This is a genomic window from Shewanella chilikensis (assembly GCF_037953065.1).
GTDB classification, from domain to species: Bacteria; Pseudomonadota; Gammaproteobacteria; order Enterobacterales; family Shewanellaceae; genus Shewanella; species Shewanella chilikensis.
In genome coordinates this window covers 3,730,926-3,757,849 of record NZ_CP149966.1, presented here as the reverse complement: position 1 = coordinate 3,757,849, position 26,924 = coordinate 3,730,926, and the positions used below count along the sequence as shown (strand labels likewise).

Genomic DNA, 26,924 nt, shown 5'->3' with positions numbered 1-26,924 from the left:
CGGATTTTTTATGGCTGACAGCAGGATTTGAGCTGTGCCAGCCGGTTTTGAAAATCACTCATCTGGATAGCTGATGAGAAAGAGCCTCCTGAGCGAAACGAGATCACCTCAAGCGATACTGGATCACTGTGGAGTGAGGTCAGTTCGGCCCAGAGATCTTTATCTGGGCAGGCTTGGGTGGTGAGTGTCGTTAATGAGCTCATGCTGTCCAGTTGCAGGGTTTCGCCATCGGCGGTTCTTAACACCAGCACACTGGGATCTTGGCTGTAGGCAAAAGGTTGAGGCACCTTCACTATCAATCTAGGTTGTGGTTGCTGCACCGAACACTGTACTTGCAGTTGAGTTGCATCTTGGTGGAAGGATATCTCGTGGAAATGTTTTTCATTCCCCAAACAATGAAATGCCATCAAAGCCAACGCGCTTAGCAGAGGTACAGACGGCAGTAACTTATTCATAGTGTCTCCTGGAAAGGTTAACTAACAGCGTCAAATTAACTAACTTTGTCAAAAGCTTGGCGATTTTATGGCAGAGGTTGTTTTTTGGGTAATTATGATTGTTTTTTTGCCTGTGACTTCTCATTTGCGTGACTTTAGGTTTGCATGCTTTACCATATGTGGTATTTGCCCCTTTACCCTGTTTGAAACCCATTGTCTGAAGTCTGGAAGTTTGGTTTTGAGAAACAGTTTCCAGTGAGGGTCATAAAGTGGGCCAAAACTGGATTGGAATAGGGGGGAAGGCTAGGGAGCTGCGAGCCTTGATATGCGGGGGACTCTTCCTGGTAACCAACTTAAACCTATGCACTTAAACTCATGCACTTGAAGTTGTGAAATGCCAATAAAAAAGCCAGCGGTTGGCTGGCTTTTATGCTTATCCTCGGGTTACAGGGCAACTTAGCCTTTGTAACGCTCGGCGCTTGACAGGATTTCGGCGCGGGCGGCTTCGGCATCTTCCCAGCCATCAACTTTAACCCACTTGCCGGATTCCAGATCCTTGTAGTGTTCGAAGAACTGTTTGATCTGGGCTTTCAGCAGCTCAGGCAGATCGTTCACATCCTGGATATGACCGTATTCCTTGGAGATCTTCTCGTGTGGTACGGCAACAATCTTGGCATCTTCACCTGACTCGTCGGTCATTTTCAGTACGCCAACTGGACGACAACGGATAACGCTGCCTGGCTGCAGTGGGTACTGGGTAGGAACCAGCACGTCTACCGGATCACCATCCAGGCTCAGAGTTTGGTTCACATAGCCGTAGTTGCAAGGATAGAACATAGGCGCAGTCATCATGCGATCCACAAACAAGGCACCTGTGTCCTTGTCCACTTCATACTTGATAGGGTCGTGGTTTTGTGGGATTTCGATGATCACGTAGATGTCATCTGGCAGGGATTTGCCCGCAGGCACTGCATTTAAGCTCATGGAAGTATCCTTAGACTGTGTATAAATCTATTTCAGGTCCAGCCTGAAGTTCAGTGTGGCGCGTATTATAGCGCGATTTGACGGCTTGCCAATGAAAGGCCGCGGTCTTAAGACTAATTGCCAACAGTTCATCTAAGGCTATCTGTCTCAGGCCTTGGATTGTACCGTCAATTCAAGGCTGCCGACCCCGGCAGCCCCAAGCGGCGTTTAGAGTTCAGGCTCGCCGCTGTAATCCTGCTGATGGTACTCGAGGCAGGCATCGACTTCATTGGCCGAGCCCAGAATGACAGCTACCCGCTGGTGAATTTGCTCTGGCTGAATGTCGAGAATGCGCTGATAACCTGTGCTGGCCTTGCCGCCGGCCTGTTCAACCAGCAATGCCATAGGGTTGGCTTCGTACATCAGTCTCAGCTTGTAGGGCTTATCCGGATTCTTGTTGTCAGTTGGGTAGGTAAAGATGCCGCCGCGGCTCAATACTCTGTGCACATCGCCCACCATGGCGGCAATCCAGCGCATGTTGAACGACTTCTCTCTCGGGCCTATTTTGCCGAGCAGCAGATCGGCAATATAGGTCTGCATCGGTGCTTCCCAGAATCTCTGGTTGGACATATTGATGGCGAACTCGGCGGTGTCTTTGGGAATGCTTACCGCTTCATTGGTCAACAGATACTCGCCGGTTTCCGGATTCAGGGTAAAGAGTTGTACCCCTTGGCCTGTGGTCAGGGCCAGCATGGTCGATGGGCCATAGAGCACATAGGCTGCTGCCAGTTGCTCGCTGCCTTTTTGCAGGAAACTCTGCTCGCTGATCTCCCCTTCGGGTGCCGGCAGTACAGAAAAAATGGTGCCCACCAGTGAGTTGATGTCTATGTTGGAAGAGCCGTCCAGTGGGTCGAAACATACCAGAAACTCACCGCTGTCACCGACTTCAACAATATGATCTTCCTCTTCCGATGCCAGGGCGCGCACTGTGTTTTCGGCCTTGAGGGCATCTTTGAGCATCTCGTTGGTGATCACATCCAGTTTCTTTTGGGTTTCACCCTGAACGTTTTCCTGGGTGGTGGCGCCCAGCACACCGGCCAGTGCGCCGTGTCTTACCGCTTGGCTGATGGCGACTGAGCTTTGGGCCAGAGTGAGAAGTAATTGGGATAGGGCTGGGTTGACAGCCTGTTGTTTGAGGGTTTGGGCCAGAGTCTGCATCTTGTTTCCTTAAAAGAGGTCTGAGCTTTTTCTGGGACAGGATCATAACCGAGAACCGGCGATATTTCAGCGGCCAATTGCACGGGTTTGCCGATCCCTTGTCAATTGGGGCAGAATGAGGGCTGTTTTTTGGGCTGTGGCCGGATGCCGTGGCTCTTGTCTCTTATAATTCCGGAAATAATAATGAAAAAAACTTGGATGGCTTCGGCGCTTATGGCGATACCTCTGACACTGGCCAGCGGCCACTCCTTCGCTCTGGAAGGTGGCAAAACCCCTTTAACGGTTGAGCGCCTCTATTCTTCACCGGCACTGGCCGGTGCCAGCCCCCGAGGGCTGAAACTCTCTCCCGACGGCAAGCGGGTCACTTATCTTGCCGGCCGTAAAGACAATCAATATTTCTACGATCTTTGGCAAATGGATGTCGCCACCGGCCAGGTCAGTCTGCTGCTGGATGCCTCCAGGCTTGAAGCCGGTGAACTTTCCGATGAAGAGAAGGCCCGCCGCGAGCGGCAGCGAGTGTATGGCCAGGGGATCATGGAATACTTCTGGGCCGACGACAGCCAGGCACTGCTGATCCCGGCGGCCGGCAAGCTCTACTACTTCAGCCTGGCCGATGCCAAGGTGACTCTGCTGCCCACTGGGGACGCCTTTGCCACAGATGCCAAGCTGTCGCCCAAGGGCAATTTTGTCTCCTTTGTGGCCGAACAAAACCTCTATGTACTCCAGCTGAAAGACCATAAGCTCACGGCGCTGACCCAGGATGGCGGCGGGGCCATCAAGAACGCCATGGCCGAGTTTGTGGCTCAGGAAGAGATGGACCGTATGACAGGTTACTGGTGGGCGCCGGATGAATCGGCTATCGCCTATACCCGCATCGATGAGTCGGGTGTGGAGCTGGTGACCCGCAATGAGATCTATGCCGATGGCATTAAGCTGACCGAGCAACGTTATCCCTATGCCGGTAAGCCCAATGTTGAGATTGCCCTGGGGGTGGTGTCGCTGGCGTCCGGGAAGACCCAATGGATGGATCTCGGCAGTGAGAAAGATATCTATCTGCCGCGGGTGAAATGGCTGCCGGACAGCAAGCACTTGTCGTTCCAGTGGCAGAATCGCAGTCAGCAGCAGTTGGATCTGCGCCAGGTAGACAGCCGCGAGGGCAAAGGCGCCGTGACTCTGGTATCCGAGCGCAGCGATGCCTGGGTTAACCTCAACCACGATCTCTATTTTCTTAAGCAGCAGCCCGGCTTTATCTGGGCATCCGAGCGTGATGGTTTCAACCATATCTATCTGTTTGATGACAAGGGCAAGGTCAAGCGGCAACTGACTCAGGGGAAATGGGTGGTCGACGAGATAGAACACCTAGATGAAAAGCAGGGCTGGGTTTATTTCAGTGGTCGTAAAGACAGTGTGGTCGAGCGCCATTTGTATCGGGTCAGCCTCAATGGCGGTGAGATAGAGCGCATCAGCCGGCGTGGCGGCATGCATAACGCCGTGTTTGCCGACAAGGAATCTGTTTACCTCGACTATTTTAACAGCCTATCGCAGCCTCCCCAGGTGAGTCTGCACAACCAAAGCGGTGAGCATCTGGCTTGGGTGGAAGAGAACGCCGTCAAGGCCGGACACCCTCTGTATGACTATGCCGGGCTGTGGCAGTTGCCGGAGTTTGGCACCCTCAAGGCCAAAGATGGCAAGGCGCTGCAATACCGTCTGTTCAAGCCGGTGAATTTCGATAGTAAGGCCAAATACCCCGTGGTGGTGCGGGTTTACGGTGGGCCTCACGCCCAGTTGGTGGTCAATAGCTGGAGTGAGCAGGATTACTACACCCAATATCTGTTGCAGCAGGGCTTTGCCGTGTTCCAGCTGGATAACCGGGGTTCGGCGCATAGAGGCACGGCCTTCGAGCAGGTGATCTACCGCCATCTAGGTGAGGCCGAAGTGGAAGATCAGAAGACAGGTGTCGATTTCCTGCGGACTCTGCCCTGGGTCAAGGCCGACAGCATCGCCATCTATGGTCACAGCTATGGCGGCTATATGGCGCTGATGAGCCTGTTCAAGGCGCCCGACTACTTCAAGGCGGCCATCAGTGGCGCCCCTGTAACCGACTGGGCCCTGTACGACACCCACTACACCGAGCGCTACCTCGGCCATCCTGACGACAACGCCCGGGGCTACGAGGCCAGCAGTGTTTTCCCCTATGTGAGCAAGTATCGTTCAGGCTTGCTGATGTATCACGGCATGGCCGATGACAATGTATTGTTCGAGAACAGCACCCGGGTTTACAAGGCGCTGCAGGATGAAGGCAAGTTGTTCCGCATGATAGATTACCCCGGCTCCAAGCACTCGATGCGGGGCGATAAGGTGCGCACCCATTTGTACCGCTCGCTGACCGACTTCCTCGAGACAGAGTTGAAAGGTAACTGAGCCGGTAAGCTGAAGTTATCTGGTAGCTGAAAATGCCGCGCCTCATATGGCGCGGCTTTTTATGCTTCGCCCTCCTTGGGCAACAGGCGTCTGAGCAGCAAGGGGCCGAGCAGGGTGGTGATGGCTATTACCAACACCAATTCGGTAAATACCTTGGCCGGAATGATATCCAACTGTCGCCCCACTTCTGCAAAGACCAAACCGACTTCACCTCTGGGCACCATGGCACTGCCGACTATCAGCTTTTGCCGCCAAGTGCCGTTGACCACTAAACCGGCGGCCAGCTTGCCGATAAATGCCAGCAGTATCATCGCCAGCAAGAGTAACAGGCTGTAGGGGCTGAGGTTCAACTGGCTTAAGTCGAGGCTGATCCCCACATAGACAAAGAACACAGGCGCGAATACATCGGTCAGTGGCTGCATCGATTTTTCCAGCTTGTGGGTAAAGGGAAAGGGGTTTTGCAGATACTTCTGCCAGGGCCAGATAAACTGCCTTGATAGCGCCAAACCGGCGACAAAACCGCCGAGCAGCGCCGGGGCGCCAAAAAGGTGTGCCAGCCAGGCAAACAGGCAGATCAGTGTCAGCATGACCACGGCCTCGTAGCCGGGGGTTTGGGATTGATAGCTGAGCACTCGTAACGGGTAAATTAACATCCTGCCAAGGGGGGGCGCCAGCAGCAGAAACAGCAGCAGTAAGCCGCAGAGTTTAATGATTGCCAGCGGTGCCAGTTGGCCTTCGCTGGCAAAGTTGAACAGCAAACTGAGCAGTATCACCCCGGCAATATCGTCAAATACCGCCGCTCCCAGGATCAGATGACCGGCACTGGATTGTTGCTGGCCACTGTCGCTGAGCACCCTGAGGGAGATACCTATGCTGGTGGCCGTCAAGGTACAACCGTAGAAGAGGGCGGCAAACAGCGACAGTTCCAACCAATAGAAGGCTGCCAGGCCGGTGAGCAGCAGTGGGGCGATTATGCCGATAATGGCCACAGCCGCCACCTGGCGTCCGGCGCTGTAGAGGCGCTGTATCGAGGTTTCGGCGCCGATGGAAAATAGCAACAGTATTACCCCGAGCTCGGCGATATTGGCCAGCACTTGGGTTGGTTCCAGCCACCCCAGTACGGAAGGGCCAAGCAACAAGCCTGCCCCTATTTCCCCCACTACCGCAGGCCAGCCAATACGGTTGCAGCACTCTCCCAGCACCCGGGAGAACAGCAAGATCAGGAACAAGGCGATCAACAGACTATCCATCGACATAGAGTATCCCCCATAGGTGCAATTGTTGATCGGGATCAGTATGGTTTATTCTGCACCAGATTAGAGTCTAAAAAGTAGACAATTACCAGAAAGTTTGGAGAAAACAAATGGGTAAGCTTTTTATCATTGAACAACATGAAGAGGCTAACACTGATGCGATTGCCAAGGGACTGGAAGTAGCGGAATTACTGGGGATGCAACCTCAAGTATTTGCTTATTGCTACGAATATTTCTCTGGTGACGAGTATTACAGCCCACGGCTTGCCGGGGCCGCTCAACAGCGGCTGATGAAGGAGAAGCAAGCTGAGGTGTCGGCCCATCTTAAAACGTTGGATGCAGAGGATGTGCCGCTGCATATCATCTGGAGTAAATATCTCTACGAACATGTCAGCAGCCATGCCGGTCGCTATGGCTTTGATATGGTGGTTAAAACAGTGCACCAGAGCGAGCATTTTCTGCCGACCGACTGGCATCTTATTCGCAGTACCAAGGTGCCTTTGATGCTGCTCAGCGATAACCCGATCAAGAAGGCATCCAGTATTTTGATGGCTGTGGATCTCGATGCCAAGAGTCAGCAAAAACAGCGCCTCAATCAATTGGTGTTGCAACATGGTCGCCAATTGGCCGAGGCCAGTGGTGCCAAGTTACATCTGGCACATATTATTCGGGTACCTAAAGTGATCCGCGATCTCGAAGTGCTCAACCTGCATGAAATGGTCAAGTCGGCCTGGCGCAGACATCAAACCCTGTTGGAGCTGACGGGGCTTCCCAAAGAGCAGATCCATATCATTGCCGGCGATCCGGACCTCTGTCTGTATCAGTTGTCCTGCAGGCTCAAGAGCGACTATTTGGTGATTGGTGCCCGTCAGCGCCAGGGGTTGATGGGGCGGGTGATAGGCAATACCGCCGAGCAGATCTTGCGGCGCGTACGCAGCAATGTGCTGGTTATCCCAACCGATGAGGAACAGGCAAGCTAACAGCCTGCTTGCTCACAACCCCTTTTTACTGAGGGCAACCAAGGCCTCGGCGGCCGGGGTCAAGGGTAGGTTGTTGCGCCAAATCAGCCCCAGCTGCCAGGTGATTTCACTCGCCATAGGTCGATAACTGAGTGTTTGCTCGCCGAGCTTGTCGCAGATGGGCTCCGGCAGCAGCGCCAGCCCCATTCCGGCCTGCACCATGGCGCCGAGGAAGTCCCATTGACCACTGCGAAAAGCGATATTCAACGTGACTCCGGCCTCGCGGCTCAGGCGGGTCAATAACTTTGCCAGTGAAAAGTCCTCGTTGTAGAGGATGAAAGGATATTCGGCCAGATCCCGCCATTCTATCGCCTGCTTGCTGGTCAGTGGGTGACCTACCGGCAGGCAGACCTTTAGCGGATAACCTTGCAGCGGCGATGAAGACAACTGCTCTCCATGGGTGGTAGGCAGGGCTGTGAAGGCGATGTCCAGGGTGTCGGCCAAAAGCGCTTGCTCACAACCAAAGCCGCCGTATTCATGCATCTGTAACTCAACTGCCGGATAGGTGCGGCGAAACTCGGTCAACAGATCTATGGTTAGACTGCTCATCATGGGGCAGACCCCGAGGCGCAGGTGGCCGGATTTGAGGCCACTTAAGTTACTCAAGTCCTGCTCCATTCTGTGCCATTGACCTATTATCTGGCAGGCACTGGCATGGAATATCTCTCCGGCTTGCGTTAGCTCTACCTTTTGATTGCTGCGGATCAAGAGTTGTTGATCCAGGGATTCTTCAAGGCGCTGGATCATCTTGCTCAAGGTTGGCTGAGTCAGGTACAACTGCTCGGCGGCACGGGTAAAGTTACCGGTTTCCACCAGGGTCAGAAAGCAGTGTAAGGTCTTGATAGGTACGTTCATGCTCATTTGGAATTCTTGCTATGGAATTAATTCATTTTACTAATAGCTGTGGCGGCGTTAATTTGATCAGCGTCCCAAGTAAAGAGGAAATATCGATGAAAGCATATCAAGGTTTGTGGGTTAGCTCTCTGTGGCAAACTGCCACTGAAACTCAGGAACACAAGGCCAAGCCAGTCAAAGCCAAGTCCCAGAGTTTTTGGAAGCTGATGTTCCACAAAAAAGCCAAAGCAGTTTAAAGTGACCCGGCCCGTGCCGGGTTTCTTTTTGTTATTTTAACTATTTTGGCATAGTTATATCCTGCATGATGCAAGGTTATTGCAATAGTGGGTGCTCCTTGGGCAATTTGCCGCTGATCCACATTACCAGCCTATGTTTCATATTGGGGCCATCTTCCTTGTCTGATGGCAAAGGTCCTATCAGTTTATCCTGCACCAAGAGGCGATAGACGCACTCGACTTTCTCTTTCTCCGGCACTTTATCCCCAAGAGGGGCAAAGCCACGCTTGAGCGAGTATCCCAAACCTATCTCCAACGCCAGTTTCAACAGAGCCGCTTCATTCTTGTGTTTCTTCATCTGTATCGCTCCCAGCTTATCGCCCCCTGCTTGGGCTCGTTTCTAAACTAGCGCAAAGTGACTGAGATTACACTTAAAAATCCTTCGGCAGCCTCAGGTGCCCTTGTACCTTATTTGAGCATAACTTAAGCTGGTTGACGGAACGACAACTCAACTTAGGGAGAGTAGTGATGTCCAAAGTCAAATATCAAGCCAAGGCGCAACGCACCTTGACAGTCAAAAACACCTCATTCCAATACTACAGCCTCAATGAAGGGCCCTTGGCGGAAATTGCCGAGGTTGCCGCATTACCCAAGAGTTGCAAGGTGCTGCTGGAAAACATTCTGCGGCATCTGGATACCGACCATTGTGATATCGATGACTTGCAGGCGCTGGCCAAGGGGCGCGGCCGCGGCAGTCAGCAGGAGATCGCCTATCATCCGGCGCGGGTATTAATGCAGGATTTTACCGGCGTCCCGGCGATAGTCGACCTGGCCGCTATGCGGGCGGCGCTGGTGGCCAAAGGGCGCGATCCGCAAAAGATCAATCCTCTGTCCAAGGTGGATCTGGTGATTGACCATTCGGTCAGCATCGACAAGTTCGCCAATCCGGATGCCTATCGGGACAATGTGGCGATTGAGATGCAGCGCAACTTCGAGCGTTATCAATTTCTCAAGTGGGGCCAGGGCGCCTTCGATAACTTCTCCGTGGTGCCTCCGGGCACCGGCATTTGCCATCAGGTAAACCTCGAGTATCTGGCCAAAGGTGTCTGGCAGGGGCTTGGCGAAGAAGGAGCCACTTGGGTCTATCCAGATACACTGGTGGGCACTGACAGCCACACCACTATGATCAACGCCTTGGGGGTACTTGGCTGGGGTGTTGGTGGTATCGAAGCCGAAGCGGCCATGTTGGGGCAACCCATCTCAATGCAGATCCCGGATGTGGTGGGGTTCGAGCTCAAGGGGCAGCTCAGTGAAGGCATTACAGCCACCGACCTGGTGCTCAGAGTCGTGGAGATGCTGCGCCGCCAGGGGGTAGTGGGTAAATTTGTCGAATTCTATGGTGATGGCTTGGATCAGCTGCCGCTGGCCGACCGAGCCACCATTGCCAATATGGCACCGGAATATGGTGCAACCTGTGGCTTCTTCCCGGTGGATGCGCAGACACTGGAGTATCTGCGCCTCAGTGGCCGAGATGAACAGACGGTTGCTTTGGTGGAGGCTTACACCAAGGCCCAAGGGCTGTGGCGAGAGACTGGCGATAGCGCCCCCGAGTTTGCCGATACCTTGAGTCTGGATCTTGCCAGTGTTGAACCCAGCCTGGCCGGGCCCAAGCGGCCCCAGGACAGAGTTGCCGTCAGTCAGCTCAAACAGGCGGCCGAAGATGCCATTCGTCTCTCGGGGCGCAGCGAGCTTGAGCAGGCGTTTGTACTCGAAGGCAGCGAGCTTGCCATGCACCATGGCGATTTGGTGATTGCCGCCATTACCAGTTGTACCAATACTTCCAACCCGGCGGTGATGCTGGCCGCCGGGTTGCTGGCACAAAAGGCGGTGGAACTGGGGTTGGAGCGCAAACCCTGGGTCAAGACTTCGTTGGCCCCAGGTTCCAAGGTGGTGACCCAGTATCTGCAACAGGCCGGATTGCAAACGGCGCTCGATAGCCTGGGCTTTAACCTGGTGGGGTATGGTTGCACTACCTGTATAGGTAACTCGGGTCCCTTGCCGGAGGCGGTCACCAAAGCGGTCAGCGAACAGAAGATCCATGTGGGTTCAGTGCTTTCCGGTAACCGTAACTTCGAAGGGCGGATCCACCCCTTGGTGGAGTCCAACTGGCTTTGCTCGCCTCCTCTGGTGGTAGCCTATGCGTTGGCGGGAACCAGCCGTATCGATCTCAGTCGCGATCCCATAGGCCAAGGCCGCGATGGTAAAGCGGTTTTCCTTAAAGACATTTGGCCCAGCAATGCCGAGATAGCCGCCGTAATGGGCAAGGTGAGTCGCAGCCTGTTTCAGCAGCAGTATGCCGATGTGTTTCATGGCGATGATGCTTGGCGCGCCATCGACTCGGGCTCGGGCAAAACCTATGCCTTCGATCCCGCCTCCACCTATATTCAGTTACCGCCCTTCTTCGAAGCCGAATACGGCGGTAATGCCGACGACATTAAGGGGGCCGCGATTCTGGCGCTACTGGGAGACTCTGTCACCACAGATCATATCTCCCCGGCCGGGGTGATCCCCAAAAACAGTCCGGCAGCCGATTATCTGCGCAGTCATGGTGTAGCCGACAAGGACTTCAACTCCTACGGTTCACGCCGCGGGAATCACGAGGTGATGATGCGCGGTACCTTCGGTAATATCCGTATCCGCAATGAGATGGTGCCCGGGCATGAAGGTGGTGTTACCCGGATGCAGGGCGAATCTGAGGTGCGCTTTATCTATGACGCTGCCATGGCCTATCGCGCCAGAAAGCAGGCGAGTGTGGTTATTGCCGGTAAAGAATATGGTACAGGTTCCAGCCGTGACTGGGCCGCCAAGGGTACGCTGTTGCTCGGGGTCAAGGCGGTCATAGTGGAGAGCTTTGAGCGTATTCACCGTTCCAACTTGGTGGGTATGGGCGTGCTGCCATTGCAGTTTCTGCCCGGGGAAACCCGTCAGACTCTGGGCCTGACTGGAGATGAGACAGTGGATATTCTCGGCTTGGATGGCGAGCTTAAGCCAAACCAGAAGCTGCAGGCGCAGATCCATTATCCCAATGGAGAGTCCAAAACCATAGCGCTGCTCAGCCGCCTGGATACCGGTATGGAGGTTGCCTACTACCGTGCCGGCGGTGTGCTGACCTATGTGCTGGAGCGTTTGGCCGCCGAATAGCCAAGCTGCTTCAGGCAAAAACCGTAATGCCGTTCAATTAGTGTGAACGGCATTTTCTTAGGCTTAATGGGATACTTGTTTTTACTCATTTTTAACGCACGTGGATAGGCTCTATCCCGTTTCCCATCAAGCTTGAACTGCCTCGCATTACGCACTATGTCCAAGACATCTCTCGGGACATTCCCAGGCGTTTGAGATGACAGCTGAGTCAGTTTAAAAATGATATAACTCGATGCATCTCTAAAGCTTAATTGGTTCGGATGTAACGACGGTAAGCTTTTAGCCATCAACACCATCTTGTATCTGATGAGGTTATAGGCCAACAGTACTCCCCACAATTCTTGGATAACCAGCTCTGGCAATTGACTGCGTAACGTAAAGCGACTCTCCAGAAGATGCTGCTTCATCTCCCGATAGCCCACTTCTATCTCCCATCGATGGGCATATAAATCCGCTATCTCTGCCCCCGGATAACGCAATGGGTCCGTTAATGACGTCAAAATGGAAACCGACTTACCTTTTATCGTCTTCGTCAGTAAGCGAGCTTCAATATTGTCAGGCAGCATAGGCCACTTCTTTCTGGCTTGAGGCGTGGTGGTTAACCGCACCGGTTGGTCGTGTTTTCCTAAAGAGCGTACCACTTCATATTGTGTCCCTTTCTTCAACGGCAGCAGCCAGTGACTGTTAGGTTGAGCCTGTTGCCAGGCGTGCAAAAGTCCCAACGAATAAAAGCCTCTGTCAAACAGCGTCAGACAGTTATTGGGTAAGCTTGATATCAATTCAGCGGCTAAATTCATTTCACTGATAGCAATAGAATCAAAGGCACTGTTCAATACCAAGTGGCTGCTTAACAGATAGACCTCACCTTCCCCTGCTGTCTAAATAGCGCAACCCTATGATTGATGGTAAATTAACCAAAACACATCTTTTGACAGAGAGGCTTAGGTGGCACAAAAAATCGAACACAAAATCGGCTCTAGTACATTGACTTGGTTGCCACTAGATGATGTGCGCCTTTCTCATGAAGACATACACGAATCTTGGTGTAATTCAAACTTCCTATTTAGGGAAGAAAATACCGCTAACGACATTGAAGGGTTGAGGCCACCTCAGATAGGTGGGGTTTTTGCTGCTCTTGGTTTCGAAAGATCGGACGATACTAGTGCTGCTACTCTAGTGATGCCAACAGGAACCGGAAAGACGGAGACAATTCTATCCATCGTTGTAGCTGGTCATTTCAAAAAAACTCTAGTAGTTGTGCCTTCAGATCCATTACGGGAACAAACAAAAGAAAAATTTGTTCAGCTTGGTCTTTTAAGACAACTAGGGTTAGTAAATGACCAAGTGGCCAACCCTATAGTTGCGACAATAAAACATGGTGTGAATGATAAAGGCGATTTACAGGAATTATTAAAGTCTAATGTTATCGTCGCCTCTGCATCCGCACTATCAAAGTTTACGAATGGCTTTTTAGATAAACTAACCGCTGCTTGTTCTCACCTTGTGGTAGATGAAGCACACCATATAACCGCTGCAACCTGGGCAAGAGTAAAAGCAAGATTTAAGAGCAAATCAGTTTTTCAATTTACTGCGACCCCCTTTAGAAATGACGGTTCCAGAGTTGAAGGTAGAATTATATTCAACTATCCATTAAAGAAAGCGCAAGATGAAGGGTATTTCAAACCAATACACTTTCATCCTGTCAGAGAATTTGTTGATGAACTTTCGGACAAGGCTATTGCAGACAAGGCTATTGAATTGCTCAGAGCTGATTTGAAAGACGGGCTTGACCATATTGTAATGGCTAGAGCCAGCACCATAAAAAGAGCTACGCAAGTATTTGAGCTGTATGCCAAGGAAAAAGACCTAAATCCCGTTTTAATAAACAGTAAAGTCAAAAAGAAAGCTGAAGTTCTACAAGAAATAAAAAATCGAAAGCACAAAATAATTGTATGTGTAGACATGCTGGGTGAAGGTTTTGACTTACCGCAGTTGAAAATATCTGCGATTCATGATCCTCATAAAAGCATCAACATAATGCTTCAGTTTACTGGCCGCTTTACTCGAACCACTAAAAATGTTGGGGATGCTAAGTTCATTGCTAACATTGCCAACCCAAATGTGAACGAAAGCTTGGAAGAGCTATATAAAGAAAACTCTGACTGGAACAATGTTATAAGTGATATTAGCTCAAGAAAGATAAGCGATGAAAAAGACTATCAAGCATTTAGGTCTGAGTTTTCAAGCCAAAGCAAGCTACTTGATCTTGGTTTAACTCCTAGTATCAGCACGACTGTTTATAGAATGCAGTTTGCCACCTGGACTCCAGATAAATTTCAGAAGTTCTCCCAAAAGCAGTTTCAAATTGTAGATTCCGTTATAAACGACGAGCAAAACACCTTAGCATTCTCTGTTAAGTCTTACCTCCCCGTCGGCTGGACCAGTTCTAGAGAACTCTTTGATGAATCATGGGACTTGTACATTGCTTATTACGATAAAAACACCGACCTGTTATTTATTCACTCGTCAGCAAAAGACGGCTTGGTCAAAAGACTTGTAAAGTTGGTAGCGAAAGATGCTTCGCAAATTCAAGGAGAGCATGTTTTTAGAAGCCTTGCTGGATTGAAACGCTTGAAGCTTCAAAATGTCGGTTTAAACAAAAACAAGAAAGGTCTACGTTACTCGATGCACACTGGCACTGAGATCAACGAACAGATCCCCGATATCGAAGCCAATAGAGCGACGAAATCAAATATCTTTGGAAAAGGGTATGAAAAAGGTGAGCTCGTAAGTATTGGTTGTTCCTATAAAGGCAAGATCTGGGCGATGGACAGCGATTCACTGGATAAGTGGATTGCATGGTGCAAAGGAGTCGGTTCCAAGATCCTAGATGACTCGATCGACACCAACGAAGTAATGAAAACAGCTATGCAGACCGAAGAGCTTGAAGCTTATCCAAATATCCCCCCTCTTTCCATTGAGTGGCCCGTGCCGTTGCTTCGTAAAAATGAAACAAAGGTAACAGTCGCTTCTGCCAATTGGGAATGCAACTTAATTAACTGTGAGCTGTTAGTTGCAGAGGTGCAAGATGGTAACGCTAACAGCCTAAACATCACTTTGCGAACCGAGCATGGCGATAGTCAGATTACTGCGACTATAGCGACAAAAGGCGAAGCAATTTTCAACTCACACGACAACCTAGATATTAAGTTTGGAGAACAAACACTTCAGTTATCTGAATATTTTAACGAGAATCCACCCACCATATTTATGGCAGATACTTCTGTTGTTGATGGAGGATTCAGATATTACCCAAATGAAGAGTATGCATATCTTTATGAGCGTAACAACACGGAAGACTGGGATTGGTCTGGCGTGGATATTTCGGTTGAATCTCAAACTCCGGATAAGCTCGAAAATTCAATTCAATACCACACGATTCGACAAATACAAGATGATTATGATTTGGTGTTTGACGATGATGGCGCTGGTGAAGTTGCTGATATCGTGGCAATTAAAAATATAGACGATAAAGAACTTACCATTGACCTTTTCCATTGCAAGTATTGTTCAAAGAAAGATGGTATTGCGATTCCTGGAGCAAGAGTTGATGACGTGTACCAAGTTGCTGGACAAGCTGAAAAAAGCATCAAGTGGTTCGCTGATAAAGAGAAGCTAATTTTGCGTTTGATGGACAGGGAACGCGCTAGGCTTAAACAGAGCAAGTCATCTAGGATCGATAAGGGCCGATATGAAGATCTTATTCACTTTGCAAAAGTTGCTAGATATGCTTCATTTAAATTAGGCATAGCCATTGTTCAGCCTGCAATATCAAAAATGAAGATGTCAGATGATCAGCTATCAATATTGGGCGCTACGGCGGCTTACATTGATGAAATAAGCGGCTTGAAATTACGAGTCATCATCAATAAATAGGGCACACTGCCTATTTCATCACAAGATAACTGGATACAAACGGCCACCCAAGGTGGCCGTAATATATGCAACGTTAATGTCGCCTCTTAATAGTGTTTTTCAGATTACTTATGCCCCTGACAACTGCTTCCAGCTCAAGTACATCAGCCAGACAGGTGAATTCGGTAAGATGATTGATATAAGTACGCGCCAAAGCTTCTGAAAGTTGCACAAAAAAATCCGATGACATGGGTCATCGGATTGTGTTCCTTTCAGTTAGATCGTCAAGCGATCTGTCTTAACTGATCGGCATTACGCCTTTGGGGTGCGGTTTTTTATTGGGAAAAGCCAAGTGGTGCCACAGCGCTCCATGTTTTAAAATGCCGCATAATCTCAAGTGGCAGGAGCGCCCATGTACCAAAACAAACAAGCCGTAGCCCTCGGCAACCTGGCTCTGATGACAGCCGTTGCCATACTGCTGATCTTACTGGCCTTTTGGGCCTGGCCTAAATACAAGGTCTATAAGCTGGAGCTGGACGGCATCGCCGCTTTGAAGGAAGCAGAGTGGAGCAAGCAGATCCTGATTGAGGAAGCCAAGGCTCGGGAACAGGCGGCCCTGATGCAGGCCAAGGCCAAAGTCACCCTGGCTGAAGCGGAAGGACGGGCAATGATCGCCAGAGCTAAGGCCGAAGGGCAGGCCGATATCGAGCGGGCCAAGGCGGCTGCCGAGGCCAACAAGATTATCGGCGAGTCACTCAAGGGCAATGAAGCCTATCTGCGTTACGTGTGGATCAAGGGGCTGCAGGAAGGCAAGGGCGAGCGCATCTATATTCCAACCGAGGCCGGCTTGCCTTTGCTGGAAGCGGGAAAAGCCCCCGGGAAATAGCCTGTTGCCCGGCAAGCGGGTCGTTACTCTAGTCTGAGTGCGGTTTAGCTGAACTGAGGCAAATCAGTTGTCCCAGGTTAGCGGTACCGAGTCGGCCTCATGTGGTAACTTGTCGCCGAAGCGTTGCACCAGCCAGTCGATAAACAGCTTCAGTCTGTGGCTGGGGTGGCGTTTGCGTGGATAGATAAACGACAGTGGCATGGCTTGCGGCGGATACTGCTGTAACACTGGCACCAGAGCGCCACTTTGCAAATGTGGCGCTATACCATAAGTGGGTACCTGGATAAGACCAAAGCCTGCCAATCCGGCGGCAATATAGGCATCTGTACCATTGGTTCTTATGCTTTGGGGCAAGGTGTATTGATGGTATTTCCCCTCTTGCCTGAACTCCAGCGGCTCGATACGACCACTTGAGGGCAACAGATAGCCCACCATCTTGTGGTTACTGAGTTGCGAAGGCGTTTGCGGAACTCCGAAGCGCGCCAGATAATCCGGGCTTGCCAGCGTGACTATCTCAAAGCTTCCCAAACTTCTGGCAATAAGGTTGCTATCCTCCAGTGTGCCGGCCCGCAGTGCCAGATCGACCCCTTCACCTATGATATCGATGCGCGGATCCGAAACGCCAAGCTCCAGCTCTATGTCCGGATAACATTGATGAAATTCCGGTAAGGCCGGCAAGATAAGCAATCGGGCGAGTCTGGCCGGCATGTTGATCCTAAGTAGCCCCGCCGGGCAGCTTTCTTTGGCAAATAGGCCCTGAAGATCGTCCCAGTCTGCCAGCAGCGCCGAGGCCTTATCCAACACCTGTTCGCCCTGTTCGGTCAACCTGACCTGTCGTGTGGTGCGTACCAGCAACTGTACCTTGAGTTGCTGCTCCAACCGCTGCACCGCCTGGGTTACGGTCGAGCGTGGTAGATTGAGTAAATTGGCGGCCTTGGTGAAACTTCGCGTTTCGGCGACCCGGCGAAAGATATTCAGGGTTTGCAGTCTATCCATGATTGTTCGTGATTTTGGAATACACTGGCTGTTATAGCGTTATTTATCCCAAAGGTAAAAACAAAGATGCTGTTGGCAGTTCAATGGAGGTAACAGATGAAAACACGAAAACTGGGTAGCAAGGGACCGGAAGTATCGGCGCTGGCGCTGGGATGCATGGGAATGAGCGAGTTTTACGGTCCGGCCAGTGATGCAGAGTCCTTGGCAACGCTGGATCTGGCGCTGGAGCGCGGCGTCAACTTTTGGGATACCGCCGATGTTTACGGACCTTTTCGCAATGAAGAACTGTTGGCACAAGCGCTCAAAGGCCGTAGGCAGCAGATCTTTCTTGCCAGTAAATTTGGCATAGTCAGGGATGAAGCAGATGTGCACAAGCGCGGCGTCAATGGCCGCCCCGAGTATGTCCGCCGCTCTGTGGAAGCCAGCCTCAAGCGTTTGGGGACAGATTATATCGATCTCTATTACCAGCACAGAATGGATCCCGAGGTACCGATAGAGGAAACTGTCGGTGCCATGGCCGAGTTGGTGCAGCAGGGCAAGGTGCGCTATCTGGGCTTGAGTGAAGTGGACAGCGACAGGCTGCGCCGCGCCCACAAGGTGCATCCCATTACAGCGGTGCAGAGTGAATATTCTCTCTGGAGCCGGGATCCTGAAAGCAAGGTATTACCGCTTTGCCAAGAGCTGGGAATAGGTTTTGTTGCCTACAGCCCTCTGGGGAGGGGCTTTCTCAGTGGTGCTATTCGCAGCATAGACGACTTTACTGCCGATGATTTCAGGCGCTCTCATCCCAGATTTCAGGGGGAGAACTTTGAACGTAATCTGGCACTGGTGGATGCCATCAAGGCACTGGCTGAAAGCCGAGGTTGCAGTTCGTCACAGCTGGCGCTGGCATGGCTGCTCAGCCGCAATGAGCATCTGATCCCTCTGTTTGGCACCAAACGGCGGCGTTATCTTGAGGATAATATTCAGGCTTGCGCTCTGACTCTGGGCCGAGACGAGCTGGCGGCCATCGAAGAGGCGTTTCCCATCACAGCAGTAGCTGGGAGCCGTTATGGCGCACAGATGATGCCGTTGTTACCCAATGAGTAGTGGGGTTAACTTGAAGGGAGCTTTACACAAGTTCAATTGTGCCTAACCCTTAACCATAGGTCAGGGCCGCTACGTCACTGAGTGCAGGGGGCGGAGGTTTGGAAAGGGGCGAGTGGATACCGCCCCATTTCTACCGAACCATGCCCTCGGGAGCGGCGAGTGTCTTGTAGCGACTGGCTACGAGCAATAGCCAGGAATGGTAAGCCACTCTCTACAAAAGAAAAGGCCACGAGGACTTATTCGCATCTTCCCTAATATTGTTCACCATCCACGAATTCACTGACTTTAAAGAAATTTATTCCTTTTACATTATGTTCTTTAAATATATCAACCACTTTTTGATGGACGAATATTTCCCCTAATGATGTACCCGCAACTTGGAAAATCAATCGCTCAGCTTCTGGTATTGCATCTAAGACATCTTCACGAAAACGATAGTTATCCATATCTGCATGAATCGTAAATCCATCAATGTTAGTCGAGCCATTACCTGGCATGTAGAATTTACTTCTATTCAGATCAATACAATTTAACGTCTTAAATGTATTGAGTGCCCACAGCCCTTTAACTGAGTTGTTTTGCTTGTCCTGAATAATTGCTGGGACAAACTGGCTACCATAAATACCTGATTCAATAAGCTCTTTAAGTTTTGATGTCACTATGAAGTTTGGAACACTAAACGCCAAGGCGTAATCTTCCATTAGGAAATTTAAGTTATCATTTTTTGATACAAAAGAGAGGGTTTCCGACTCCACATTTAGCTTTTCAAAATCCCAGTTAGTATTGGCAGTATATGATGTTGGGATTAAGTCAGTTTTATATTCATCAAATTCATAGTCTGGGTAAACAATGTAATAAGATTCTTCATGAATATTCAAAAAAGTTCCTCTATCTAAACTGTGTGACAATTATTCGCGAATTCAACTCCGAAGTGCACCACTCGCTAAATTAGGCTGCCTTGCGTAATTCATTGAATACCGCAACAGGTTGCCTGAAGCCGAGGCACTTTCTCGGTCTGGCATTTAATGCCCGTTCAATCTCACTAATTTGCTTATCTGTTACCGTCCGCAAATCGGTGCCTTTCCGTATGTATTGCCGCAGCAAACCGTTGAAGTTTTCATTCAGTCCGCGTTCCCAGGACGAATAAGGGTTAGCGAAGTAGACATCCGTTTTAAGCTTTTCTGCGACCTGTTCGTGGTCACAGAACTCGCTGCCGTTGTCCGCAGTGATAGTTCGAACATAACCTCGATATTTCCACAGCATACCAACCATGGCCCGGGCTACATCGGCTGCGCTTTTCGCTGGCACTTTGCGTATCAGGTACAGCTTACTTTTTCGCTCAACCAGGCTGACAATCGCGCCCGTACCTTGCTTGCCCAGAACCGTGTCAGCTTCCCAGTCTCCGAACCGCTTTTTCTTGTTCACGATAGCGGGACGATGCTCTATGCCTACGCGATTCGGGATAATCACACGCTTCGCACGGTTACCTTTACGGTATCTTCGGTGACTCTGGCGGAGCTGTTTGTACAACTTGCCGCCGCATAATTTATCACGCTGGACATAGCCATAAATCCACTCGTGACTGACGTTATATCCGATGATTTTACCGACACCGGCTATTTGTTCCGGACTCCATTTCTCATTGAGACCGAACTCAACAAAGGTGATGGTCAGTCCAGATATTCTAGACTTCGCGGACTGACAACGGCGTTTTAGTGCCTTCGCCTGAGCGACTTCCGGCAAGTAATGGTTATCCCGAATTCGATTGCGATTTACTTCCCGGCTGATTGTGCTGTGGCTGACTTTCAGACGTTTTCCTATCTCCCGATAACTGAAACCCTCGCGTAAATAGGCCTCAATCTGGTATCGTTGTCCCTCGATCAACTGCTTGTAATTCATGGTAACTACTCATGTTTGTTTGGCGACTACAGAGTATCACCAACAGGCAGTTGATCTCTCCTCACCGTTTAACCATGAGTGGTGCACTTATTATCTGAATTCGGGTTTCCATGGAAATTCGGACAATTCCCTTTTTATTCAATTCAGTAGACACGCATGGCCATGTAACTCATTTTTCCAAAAAACTATCAGATACAGCACCATGCGCGATGCCCACATCTTACAGGATTTGCGCAACGGATAATGCCCAAACTTATTTTCTATAACAGATTTTATTAAAAAAATATTATCTATCATATGGTTGTGGTGATTTTGTGGAGTGTAAACCTAAGGTCGCGTGCATGTTTGACAGTATGTTCGCCGGGAATCATCCGTAGGACGCTGAGCCCCTCTTGGGCGCGTAGTGACAGGCTTACGAGAGAGGCTGGGATGCCAGAGTGGCGCCATCAGGGATGATTTCACTGCATGCCGAAAAGTCGCCAGGACGAAAGCCCGCGGCAGCTGTGGGGGGAAACTCTACGACTTTTGCCTGAATCCTGGGTACAATGGTTGTTGCGTCTTGCCGATTAAGCTCTAGGAGCCGGGGGTGGGGTTTGTTAGAGTAGGCGCAGTTTTTGGCGGCGACTGTTGCGGGAAAGTATCCCGATAGCCAACCGCCGAGTCAAAGTAATGAGCTAGGCACTGAGCTAAAGCTCTGAATTAGAGCTATGAGTTAAGGCTCTGAGTTAAAGCCTTTAGGCCAAGGCTGTAAAACCAAAGCCGTTAAACCAAAGCCGTTAAAGTGAACCGAGTCATCGATGAATCCATGCCCCTTGTGTGCCAACACCCAGCCTAAACAGACAGTTCCCGCCAGGGTTGCCAGACGTTATTTTCTCTGCCAAGAGTGTCGGCTCATCTTTCTCGACCCTGCGCATTTGCTGCCCTTGAATGAGGAGCAGCAGTTTTACGATACCCACGAGAACAGCATTGACGATCCCGGCTATGTGGGCTTTTTGCAGCACTTGTTGACGCCGGCGATGACCTTTCTGCGCCCGGGCATGCAGGGACTGGACTTTGGCTGTGGCCCTGGGCCGACACTATCAAAACTCCTGGCCAGGGAAGGGATAGCGTGTGACGATTTCGACCCGCTGTTTTTCCCCAATCCATTGCAGGCGCAGTATGACTTTATTCTCTCCAGCGAGTGTTTCGAGCACTTGCACAGGCCTGCCGCCGAGATAAGCGCGCTGCTGGCACGTCTGGTTCCCGGGGGCTATTTAGGCATAATGACTGACCGCTGGCAGAGTGAAGCCCAGTTTTATGACTGGCACTATACCCGGGATCCTACCCATTGCAGCTTCTTCCATCGTGCAACATTGGACTGGCTCTGTGAGACGTTTGCTTTGAACTTATGTTTTGTCGATGAGCGACGGATTGCCATTTTTCAGAAAAACTGAGGCATCAAAGTGAGGGGCTGGAAAGGGCAGGCAAGCCCCAATCCCTTTGGGGCTGTACCTTGAAACCGGGGCGCCTCCAGGAAGCAGCGACCCGGTTTTTCTCGCTATCAGTTGGCAGCGCCAGTGCTGAAGTTATTTTCCACCAGCGGCTGCTTGTTATCGGCCTGAGGTACATGGCACTGGGTACAGAAATAGTTCTGTCCATTGAGGGTGCCCTTGTCGTCGATAACATGGGACTTGGCCACAGGCGTTGCCTTCATACGCTTGGCCTTGTTCCAGTCATGGCAGTTCATGCAGCTGTTTTTCTTCAGGCTGATGGGGTAGTCGGCCTTGTGAGGAATGAGTGGCGGCTGCTCGGCATAGTTACGCTCTATGGCGTTGCCACGCATTGGGTAGGAAGGCATGGCATCGGCCGGGCGTACAGAGCTAATCTCTGCATCGCCACCGCCAAGAGAACTGACGTTAACCGGCTGAGCCGTTTCTGCCTGCTGTCCTGAGCAGGCGCTGAGTGCCAGCAGCATCGCGGCTGCGCTGAGTGTTTTTTTCATTGCTTGTTCTCCGCCTTGGTGGCAATTCGGTTGCAATCTATTTTGTTGGATTTGTCTTTGGCTTCACCCTTGGGTGAGAGCCGGGTTAATGGCGTATCAAACTCAAAGACCTTCTTGGCACAGACATCGATACAGCGGCCGCAGAGGGTGCAATCGGTACTGGTTATCGTAGGGTTGCTTCCCTTGAGGGCGGGTTTGAGCACCTGCCGTTCGGGACACACGGTAAAACAGTCCATGCAGTTGTTGCAGTCGTTGGCTCTTACCGCCTCGATATTGACCAGTCGCAGCTTGCCCAGCAGGCTGTAGAGGGCGCCACTGGGGCACAGGTGACTGCACCAGGCGCGCTCGCTGACGAACAGATCCAGCAGCAGTATCGCCAGCAGCAGCCACAGGCCACTGAAGCCACCGAACAACAAGGCTCGGTAGGCCACGGGAACCGGGTTGAGCCACTCCCAGGCCAACAGGCCGGTCAGTGGGGGCAAGAGCAACACCAATACCAGCAGATAGTAGCGCAGCGACCTTGGCAGCTCGGGTAATCTGGGCAGGCCCAACTTGCGTCTGAGCCAGGCGGCCGTATCTGTCACCATGTTGACCGGGCAGACCCAGCTGCAGAACACCCGTCCACCCAGCAGGCCATAACCCAGGGCGACAATGGCGGCGCCGAGCAGTAGGCTCAGTTCCGGCAGATGGCCACTGGCCAGGCTCTGCAGCGTCACCAGCGGATCGGCCAGCGGTACTGTGTCCAGTAACAGACTGGTCGACAGGTTGCCTTTCAGCAGCCAGAGGCCAAACAGTGGCCCTATGGCAAACAGCAGCAAAACGCTCAGTTGTGACAGGCGTCTGAGCAGCAGGAACCTGTGTGCCTTCCACCAGCCCAGGGTAGCAATGGCATCGGCGGCAAAGGCGTCTGAGCTTTTTTTCCGACTCATATTGCCCCTCCGTTACCCAGTCCGGGCAACCCTTGATTGAGCATCTCCAGGGTGGTCTTTTCCGTGTCTATGTAAGTGTCGTGCTCGGCGGTCTTGCCGCTGGCGAGCTTCTGCGGCAGCACCTTGATCGCCGCCTCTTCCAAAACGCAGGCATGTTCACACTTGCCGCAGCCGGTGCAGATATCGGCATGCACGGTAGGAATAAACATGGCGTGGTGGCCACTGCGCTCATTGCGGGCACGCTCAAGGGTGATGGCCTCATCGATGAGCGGGCAGACGCGGTAGCAGACATCACATCTCAGGCCTTTGAAGTTAAGGCAGTTTTTCTCATCGATCAGTACGGCTGTGCCCATTCTGGCATCCTCGATTTTCTCGAGGCCGGTATCCAGTGCCCCACTGGGACAGGCGCGGGTACAGGGAATGTCCTCGCACATCTCGCAGGGGATACTGCGGGCGCTGAAGAAAGGCGTGCCTGTGGCAGCCCCTTCAAACCAACGCGCCAGTTTCAGGGTGTCATAGGGACAGGCCTCGACACAGAGGCCACAGCGAACACAGGCCGAGAGAAAGGCGTCCTCGGCGAGGGCGCCAGGGGGACGTATCGCCTGGGGCGCCAGCGACTGGGACTTGGCCAGCGCTGATATCCCCAGCCCGGCCAACCCCATCACACAGCCTGCTTTGGCCGTGGTCGCCAGAAACTGGCGACGATTGATGTTATTGACACTATTGCGTTTGTCACCCATTACTGCTGCCTCACGCCTTCATCACTTTGACCGGACACTTCTTGAAGTCTGTCTCTTTGGACAGCGGGTCGGTGGCGTCCAGTACCAGCTTGTTGACCAATTGACGGGCATCGAAGAAGGGCATGAACACCACACCTTTGGGCGGCTTGTTACGGCCCTTGGTTTCAACCCGGGTCTTCACTTCGCCGCGAGGCGAGGCGACGATGACTTCATCACCACGCTTGAGGCCACGGCTCTTGGCATCATCAGGATGCATGAAGATCTGCGCATCCGGATAGGCGCGGTACAACTCGGGCACCCTGGCGGTCATAGAGCCTGTGTGCCAGTGCTCCAGCACCCGGCCTGTGCTCATCCACAGATCGTATTCGCTGTTGGGCTCCTCGGCGGCCGGTTCATAGGGCAGGGCGAAGATCACCGCCTTGCCATCCGGCTTGCCGTAGAACTGATAGCCTGAACCCGGTTTAACGTAAGGGTCAGAACCTTCAACGAAGCGGCGCAGGGTTTCCTTGCCATCCACTACCGGCCAACGCAGACCGCGGGTTTCGTGGTAGCGGTCGAACTGAGCCAGATCGTGACCATGGCCGCGACCGAAGGCGGCGTATTCTTCGAAGATCCCCTTCTGCACATAGAAGCCGAAGTGTTCAGATTCATCGTTGAGTTCGGCCTGACAGTCGCTGGCGGGGAACTTGTTGATCACTCCGTTGGCGAACAGCACTTCATAGAGGTTCTTGCCGGCGTATTCAGGTTTCTTGGCAATCAACTCGGCGGGCCAGACTTCCTCTACCTTGAAGCGCTTGGCGAACTCCATCAGCTGCCACAGATCCGACTTGGCGCCTTCGGGGGCTTTCACCTGCTGGTGCCACATATGGGTGCGGCGCTCGGCGTTACCATAGGCACCTTCTTTCTCGACCCACATGGCGGTAGGCAGGATCAGGTCGGCCGCCATGGCGGTGACTGTTGGGTATGGATCTGACACCACGATAAAGTTTTCCGGGTTACGGAAACCGGGATAGATTTCATCGTTGATGTTGGGGCCGGCCTGCATATTGTTGGTACACATGGTCCAGTAACAGTTGAGCTTGCCGTCTTTCAGCATCCGGCTCTGCAACACGGCATGGAAACCCGGCTTGGGCGGAATAGTGCCTTCAGGCAGCTGCCAGGCCTTTTCTGTGATGGCGCGGTGTTTGTCGTTGTTGACCACCATATCGGCGGGCAGACGGTGGGCAAAGGTGCCGACTTCACGGGCGGTACCACAGGCAGAAGGTTGGCCTGTGAGAGAGAAGGGGCTGTTACCCGGAGTGGCAATTTTGCCGGTCAACAGGTGCAGGTTATAGAGCATGTTGTTGGCCCAAACCCCACGCACGTGTTGGTTGATACCCATGGTCCACAGGCTCATCACCTTAACCTTGGGGTCGGCATAGGCCTTGGCCAGCTCCAGCAGGCGCTCTTTCTCCACGCCGCTCATCTCGCTGGCGTATTCCAGAGTGTAGCGGCTGACAAACTTGGCGTACTCATCGAAGCTGATATCGCTGAACTTGCCGTTACCCGGATTCTTGGCTTTTTTCTCCAGCGGATGATCCGGACGCAGGCCATAACCTATGTCATCCACACCCAGAGCAAACTTGGTGTGCTTGTTGACGAAGTCCTTGTTGACCGCGCCGTTTTGGATGATGTAGTTGGCGATATAGTTGAGGATCACCAGGTCGGACTGAGGCTTGAACACTATCGGGTTGTCGGCCAAATCGAACGAGCGGTTCTCGAAGGTAGACAGTACATGCACCTTACCGTCGGGGTGGCTCAGACGGCGATCCGACAGGCGGGCCCAGAGGATGGGGTGCATCTCGGCCATGTTGGCGCCCCAGAGCACAAAGTGATCGGCGGCTTCCAGGTCGTCATAACAACCCATGGGTTCATCGATACCAAAGGTACGCATAAAGCCGACCACGGCCGAAGCCATACAGTGGCGGGCATTGGGGTCGATATTGTTGGTGCGGAAACCTGCCTTGTGCAGCTTGGAGGCGGCGTAGCCTTCCCAAATGGTCCACTGGCCAGAGCCGAACATGCCGATAGATGTCGGGCCCTTGGTGTTGAGCGAGTGCTTCCACTTTTCTGCCATCACATCGAAGGCCTTGTCCCAGCTCACGGGGGTGAACTCACCGTCTTTGGCGTACTGGCCGTCTTTCATCCGCAGCAGTGGAGTGGTCAGACGGTCTTTACCGTACATGATTTTCGACAGGAAGTAGCCCTTGATGCAGTTCAGGCCCTTGTTGACCGGGCTCTCAGGATCGCCCTTGGTGGCGACGACCTTGCCCTCTTTTGTGCCTACCAGCACAGAGCAGCCGACACCGCAGAATCGGCAGGGGGCCTTGTCCCATTTGATATTGTCTTTCTGCTCAGCGGCTTCGACGACTTTCACTGGCAGAGTGACTCCAACGGCCGTGGCGGCGGCAACGGCGGCGTTGGCTTTAAGAAACTCGCGGCGGCTTATGCTCATGGTGTTTCCTCACTCTTTATTTCTTTTGTTTGACTGACAGGCTCAGAATCGACCTGATGATAGATAAGACTGCTGGACAGTATCCCGGGCAGACGGTTGATTGCTTCGACGTTATCCAGGATCTCGCCCTGGCTTTCGCCTTCGAGGGTGACTACCAATTTGCCTTCTGGGCTGCTGGCATGGACTTCGGCGCCTTCAAGGGCCTGGATGGCAGTGGTTACCGCATCCAGGGTTCCCGGAGCGGCATGCACCACCAGACTGGTGACATGGTATTCCATCTCTGTTTGTTGCTTCATTGAGGCTCACCTCGACAGGTAAGGGCGACAGGCACGGCATGGGCCGAGTCACCGGAACTGAATCAAAGTCTAGACCTCATTAAAAATGTGGGTATACCTCTTGAGAGGTAATGAAAGCGA

General features: G+C 52.0%; 22 protein-coding genes and 1 pseudogene. 8 read left to right on the top strand and 15 right to left on the bottom strand.

All coding sequences use genetic code 11. The annotated features are described in order from the left end of the window. Positions 1–8: 8 nt before the first annotated feature. From WKR14_RS17045 to WKR14_RS17035, 3 genes are all read right to left on the bottom strand, one after another. Positions 9–455 (bottom strand): hypothetical protein, encoded by a 447-nt coding sequence (locus tag WKR14_RS17045; RefSeq protein WP_234555864.1) that lies wholly within the window; start codon positions 453–455, stop codon positions 9–11. A 435-nt stretch (positions 456–890) separates the two neighbouring features. After that, on the bottom strand, positions 891–1,418 hold the full coding sequence (gene ppa, locus WKR14_RS17040) for an inorganic diphosphatase (protein WP_025008962.1): 528 nt from the start codon (positions 1,416–1,418) through the stop codon (positions 891–893). Between the two features lie 207 nt (positions 1,419–1,625). Then, on the bottom strand, positions 1,626–2,615 hold the full coding sequence (locus WKR14_RS17035) for a class 1 fructose-bisphosphatase (protein WP_101052864.1): 990 nt from the start codon (positions 2,613–2,615) through the stop codon (positions 1,626–1,628). 183 nt (positions 2,616–2,798) lie between these two features. On the opposite strand from WKR14_RS17035, the gene WKR14_RS17030 reads away from it, so the two are divergent. Next, positions 2,799–5,036, top strand: coding sequence for a S9 family peptidase (locus tag WKR14_RS17030; protein WP_335917908.1), 2,238 nt, complete (start codon positions 2,799–2,801; stop codon positions 5,034–5,036). A gap of 59 nt (positions 5,037–5,095) precedes the next feature. On the opposite strand, the gene WKR14_RS17025 is transcribed toward WKR14_RS17030, so the two are convergent. Beyond that, positions 5,096–6,292, bottom strand: coding sequence for a cation:proton antiporter (locus WKR14_RS17025; RefSeq protein ID WP_101052868.1), 1,197 nt, complete (start codon positions 6,290–6,292; stop codon positions 5,096–5,098). Positions 6,293–6,399: 107 nt separating this feature from the next. On the opposite strand from WKR14_RS17025, the gene WKR14_RS17020 reads away from it, so the two are divergent. Next, positions 6,400–7,269 (top strand): universal stress protein, encoded by an 870-nt coding sequence (locus tag WKR14_RS17020; RefSeq protein ID WP_101052870.1) that lies wholly within the window; start codon positions 6,400–6,402, stop codon positions 7,267–7,269. 12 nt (positions 7,270–7,281) lie between these two features. Here WKR14_RS17020 and WKR14_RS17015 read toward each other — a convergent pair whose 3' ends face one another. Continuing rightward, entirely contained in the window at positions 7,282–8,163 is an 882-nt protein-coding gene (locus tag WKR14_RS17015; RefSeq protein WP_101052909.1) for a LysR family transcriptional regulator, read from the bottom strand. Positions 8,164–8,183: 20 nt separating this feature from the next. Here WKR14_RS17015 and WKR14_RS17010 point away from each other — a divergent pair, with 20 nt between their 5' ends. Continuing rightward, on the top strand, positions 8,184–8,399 hold the full coding sequence (locus tag WKR14_RS17010) for a hypothetical protein (protein WP_146225973.1): 216 nt from the start codon (positions 8,184–8,186) through the stop codon (positions 8,397–8,399). A gap of 76 nt (positions 8,400–8,475) precedes the next feature. On the opposite strand, the gene WKR14_RS17005 is transcribed toward WKR14_RS17010, so the two are convergent. Next, on the bottom strand, positions 8,476–8,736 hold the full coding sequence (locus tag WKR14_RS17005; protein ID WP_025008966.1) for a DUF5062 family protein: 261 nt from the start codon (positions 8,734–8,736) through the stop codon (positions 8,476–8,478). Between the two features lie 170 nt (positions 8,737–8,906). On the opposite strand from WKR14_RS17005, the gene acnA reads away from it, so the two are divergent. Then, on the top strand, positions 8,907–11,579 hold the full coding sequence (acnA, locus tag WKR14_RS17000; RefSeq protein WP_287589800.1) for an aconitate hydratase AcnA: 2,673 nt from the start codon (positions 8,907–8,909) through the stop codon (positions 11,577–11,579). Between the two features lie 53 nt (positions 11,580–11,632). Here the strand turns inward: acnA and WKR14_RS16995 are convergent. Beyond that, positions 11,633–12,430 (bottom strand): annotated as a pseudogene (locus tag WKR14_RS16995) (IS4 family transposase); the annotation flags it as partial. Between the two features lie 94 nt (positions 12,431–12,524). Here WKR14_RS16995 and WKR14_RS16990 point away from each other — a divergent pair. Next, entirely contained in the window at positions 12,525–15,515 is a 2,991-nt protein-coding gene (locus WKR14_RS16990) for a DEAD/DEAH box helicase (RefSeq protein ID WP_339087031.1), read from the top strand. 391 nt (positions 15,516–15,906) lie between these two features. Next, complete coding sequence (locus WKR14_RS16985; protein WP_339087029.1) at positions 15,907–16,380, top strand: hypothetical protein; 474 nt, start codon at positions 15,907–15,909, stop codon at positions 16,378–16,380. A gap of 63 nt (positions 16,381–16,443) precedes the next feature. Here the strand turns inward: WKR14_RS16985 and WKR14_RS16980 are convergent, their stop codons facing one another. Then, positions 16,444–17,376: a LysR family transcriptional regulator gene (locus WKR14_RS16980; RefSeq protein ID WP_339087027.1), complete on the bottom strand. Its 933-nt coding sequence runs from the start codon at positions 17,374–17,376 to the stop codon at positions 16,444–16,446. 96 nt (positions 17,377–17,472) lie between these two features. On the opposite strand from WKR14_RS16980, the gene WKR14_RS16975 reads away from it, so the two are divergent. After that, positions 17,473–18,465 carry an aldo/keto reductase gene (locus WKR14_RS16975; RefSeq protein WP_339087025.1) on the top strand — a complete coding sequence of 331 codons (993 nt, stop codon included), beginning with the start codon at positions 17,473–17,475 and terminating at the stop codon, positions 18,463–18,465. Positions 18,466–18,716: 251 nt separating this feature from the next. Here WKR14_RS16975 and WKR14_RS16970 read toward each other — a convergent pair whose 3' ends face one another. Then, positions 18,717–19,343 (bottom strand): imm11 family protein, encoded by a 627-nt coding sequence (locus WKR14_RS16970; protein ID WP_339087023.1) that lies wholly within the window; start codon positions 19,341–19,343, stop codon positions 18,717–18,719. 70 nt (positions 19,344–19,413) lie between these two features. Then, on the bottom strand, positions 19,414–20,364 hold the full coding sequence (locus WKR14_RS16965) for an IS30 family transposase (protein ID WP_001107060.1): 951 nt from the start codon (positions 20,362–20,364) through the stop codon (positions 19,414–19,416). Positions 20,365–21,161: 797 nt separating this feature from the next. Between WKR14_RS16965 and WKR14_RS16960 the strand changes: the two genes are divergently transcribed. Beyond that, the gene (locus WKR14_RS16960; RefSeq protein ID WP_339087021.1) at positions 21,162–21,797 is read left to right on the top strand and encodes a class I SAM-dependent methyltransferase; all 636 of its coding nucleotides are present in this window, start codon (positions 21,162–21,164) and stop codon (positions 21,795–21,797) included. A 107-nt stretch (positions 21,798–21,904) separates the two neighbouring features. Here the strand turns inward: WKR14_RS16960 and WKR14_RS16955 are convergent, their stop codons facing one another. From WKR14_RS16955 to WKR14_RS16935, 5 genes are read right to left on the bottom strand one after another with little or no spacing between them, the layout of a single operon-like run. Continuing rightward, positions 21,905–22,345 (bottom strand): nitrate reductase cytochrome c-type subunit, encoded by a 441-nt coding sequence (locus tag WKR14_RS16955; protein ID WP_071238475.1) that lies wholly within the window; start codon positions 22,343–22,345, stop codon positions 21,905–21,907. Then, on the bottom strand, positions 22,342–23,274 hold the full coding sequence (gene napH / locus WKR14_RS16950) for a quinol dehydrogenase ferredoxin subunit NapH (protein ID WP_234555856.1): 933 nt from the start codon (positions 23,272–23,274) through the stop codon (positions 22,342–22,344). The genes WKR14_RS16955 and napH overlap by 4 nt, the downstream gene beginning before the upstream one ends. After that, complete coding sequence (gene napG, locus WKR14_RS16945; RefSeq protein ID WP_107353112.1) at positions 23,271–24,014, bottom strand: ferredoxin-type protein NapG; 744 nt, start codon at positions 24,012–24,014, stop codon at positions 23,271–23,273. The genes napH and napG overlap by 4 nt, the downstream gene beginning before the upstream one ends. A gap of 10 nt (positions 24,015–24,024) precedes the next feature. Further along, positions 24,025–26,508, bottom strand: a complete 2,484-nt coding sequence (gene napA, locus WKR14_RS16940) for a nitrate reductase catalytic subunit NapA (RefSeq protein ID WP_101052881.1) — start codon at positions 26,506–26,508, stop codon at positions 24,025–24,027. After that, complete coding sequence (locus tag WKR14_RS16935; RefSeq protein ID WP_257623157.1) at positions 26,505–26,804, bottom strand: chaperone NapD; 300 nt, start codon at positions 26,802–26,804, stop codon at positions 26,505–26,507. Before WKR14_RS16935 ends, napA begins: the two co-directional genes overlap by 4 nt. Positions 26,805–26,924: the final 120 nt, after the last annotated feature.